At 40.7% G+C, this 2,113-nt stretch carries 2 protein-coding genes and 1 tRNA gene; 2 read left to right on the top strand and 1 reads right to left on the bottom strand.

The window, feature by feature from the left end; translation table 11 throughout:
* Positions 1 to 172: 172 nt before the first annotated feature.
* Both VE944_RS26050 and VE944_RS26045 read left to right on the top strand, forming a co-directional pair.
* A tRNA-Lys gene (locus VE944_RS26050) sits at positions 173 to 244 on the top strand.
* Between the two features lie 475 nt (positions 245 to 719).
* Positions 720 to 842: a hypothetical protein gene (locus VE944_RS26045; protein WP_324983980.1), complete on the top strand. Its 123-nt coding sequence runs from the start codon at positions 720 to 722 to the stop codon at positions 840 to 842.
* Between the two features lie 529 nt (positions 843 to 1,371).
* On the opposite strand, the gene cas12k is transcribed toward VE944_RS26045, so the two are convergent.
* The coding region (gene cas12k, locus VE944_RS26040; protein ID WP_324983977.1) for a type V CRISPR-associated protein Cas12k at positions 1,372 to 2,113 on the bottom strand (742 nt) is incomplete at its 5' end.

Genomic DNA, 2,113 nt, shown 5'->3' with positions numbered 1-2,113 from the left:
ACTGGACTGGAATTGGCATTAGTGCAGAAAATGGTCAGACATTTAGGCGGCTCAATTTATGTAGAGAGTGGAGCCGGTCAAACCATCTTCACCATCGAATTCCCCCTTTAATTCGTTTTTTGGCACGGTACTAGCTAAATTGTCAGAAGTTTGCTATGATGGCTATTCGTGCGGGTGACTAGCTCAACGGTAGAGCAGTAGACTCTTAATCTATTGGTTCTGAGTTCGAATCTCAGGTCACCCACTCTTTCCAGCCCTTGTTGTACATTAACTAATTATTTGTCACTGTTAACAGATTAATGTCATTTTTCACTAATTAATGTCATTGTTAACAGATTAATATCCTCTTTGATAAATTAATGGCACTTTAGAGAACTAGGATGTAACTTTCCTATAATATCATTCCACCTATATCTCACTTTTAGGTGATTGCGATACTTTAAAAGAAACGGCCTAGAATGCTTTTGCAAGATACCCACAGTTGGCGATTGCAGGAAGTATCCATAACGTACTATGCGTTTAATCTCACCTTGTTAGAAAATATTTTTTTGTCCAAAACATTTACGACCAATAGATTAAGAGTCCTTTCAACCCACCCTTTTTAACAAAACTTTTGTAGCTAATCTGAAAAATAGGATATAAATCTTTTAATCTTTTAACCCGTCGTCTCTATCCGAAGGGTTGTTGAAATCGGTCTTCACTTCCCAATCCGATTGGGAATGACTTTTTTCAACCCGTCTCAAGCTAGAAGGGGTGTTGAAACCGTGATGGGCAAGGTAACGACTGGTGGCAGTATGTTAACTTTCAACCCGCCTCTAGCTGGGAGGGGTGTTGAAACATGACGCGATAAAGATTTAGCGGAGTTTTGTGGTGACTTTCAACCCGCCTCTAGCTGGGAGGGGTGTTGAAACTCTGCACTTCAAACCCTTGATTTACCAATAGTTCTGAAGGCATTTTTGTCACGTCTCCCAAAATCGCCTGGCAGTTAACACTTAAAAAAGTAAATCAACTGACACCTTAAAGGCTATAAACCTCATTAAACAAGCGATTTAAACTTTTGGCAGCAACCCCAGGAAAATCGCTCCCGCTTTAACATGCCAAAAAATAATTAAGGTGGGTTCCTCCTTGGTCGGAGGTGATTCGGTAGCCACCACTGCGGTAAACCCGCACCTCTATTACTGGGGGCGCACCTTATTCCTGTCCGCAAGGGACAGCAGCATCAAGGTGGGCAGCTACCAGGGTCAGAAAGCAAGACTACTTGACAACAGTCAAACTAACCCAAATTTACACAGCACAGAGGCTTGTAACAAGCATGAACTGCGGCGCTGTTGAATTTTCTTATTCTATTATCAAGGTTCGGTGTTTTGTCAATCAGTTTATTTTGCGGGAATAGTAAGCTGCGATCGCTAATTCTTTCGCTTTCTCCTGCGGGCTTCCTTTTACTGACTGTTTTGCCTCTTCTACAACAATTCCAGCTTTTTTTGCTTGATTTTGAATGCTTGTAATCAATCTGCCATAACTCCACTGATGAACACTAACTCTATAGTGTTTGGCATACTTTTTTTGAACTTCTATTAAGTCTGATTTTTGTTCAGCTTTGGCTTGAACCTCACTTTGAACTTGTTCTCGCATGTCGCCCAACTTAGGGAGGACAATACTACCAGCTTTATATGTTTGTGCGATCGCTAGAATTTCTTTAGCTATCAATCTGTCTACATACTGCCCTAACTCTGATTCTCCCAATTGATTTGGTGCAGCAAGCGTTTGAGCTATTTGGCGTTGATGAGATAAGGAGTGTTTTTGTTGTCGCTGTCTATTAAGCAGTCTGTAATTATCACCAAGTATTTGTTTAATACTCCGGTGGATAAGCACTTTCCCTGTAGAGCCATCAACTACTGCTACTGTTGTAGGCTTTTCTAGACCAAAGCTAACACCAACAAGAATATGAGAGCGACCTTTATATAAGGGCTTTTTGGGACGAGGAAAAGGGTTATTAATTCTGGCTAATGTGGAGTTTTTCCTTTTTATATAAGCTAGCTGTTTGTCATTGAGGTCGTCCTTGGCTTTAATTTTGGTGAGAATTTTAGCAATTTCTTCTGCTTTTTCTTCTCTG

The sequence above is a fragment of the Nostoc sp. genome (assembly GCF_035638895.1).
Lineage (GTDB): Bacteria > Cyanobacteriota > Cyanobacteriia > Cyanobacteriales > Nostocaceae > Nostoc.
Note: the sequence above shows the minus strand (reverse complement) of the source record. Positions and strands in the feature narration are given on the sequence as shown.

Bases quoted from the DNA above. Each gene is read 5' to 3' on its own strand.
- VE944_RS26045 (WP_324983980.1), top strand. From the start codon at position 720: ATGACTTTTTTCAACCCGTCTCAAGCTAGAAGGGGTGTTGAAACCGTG.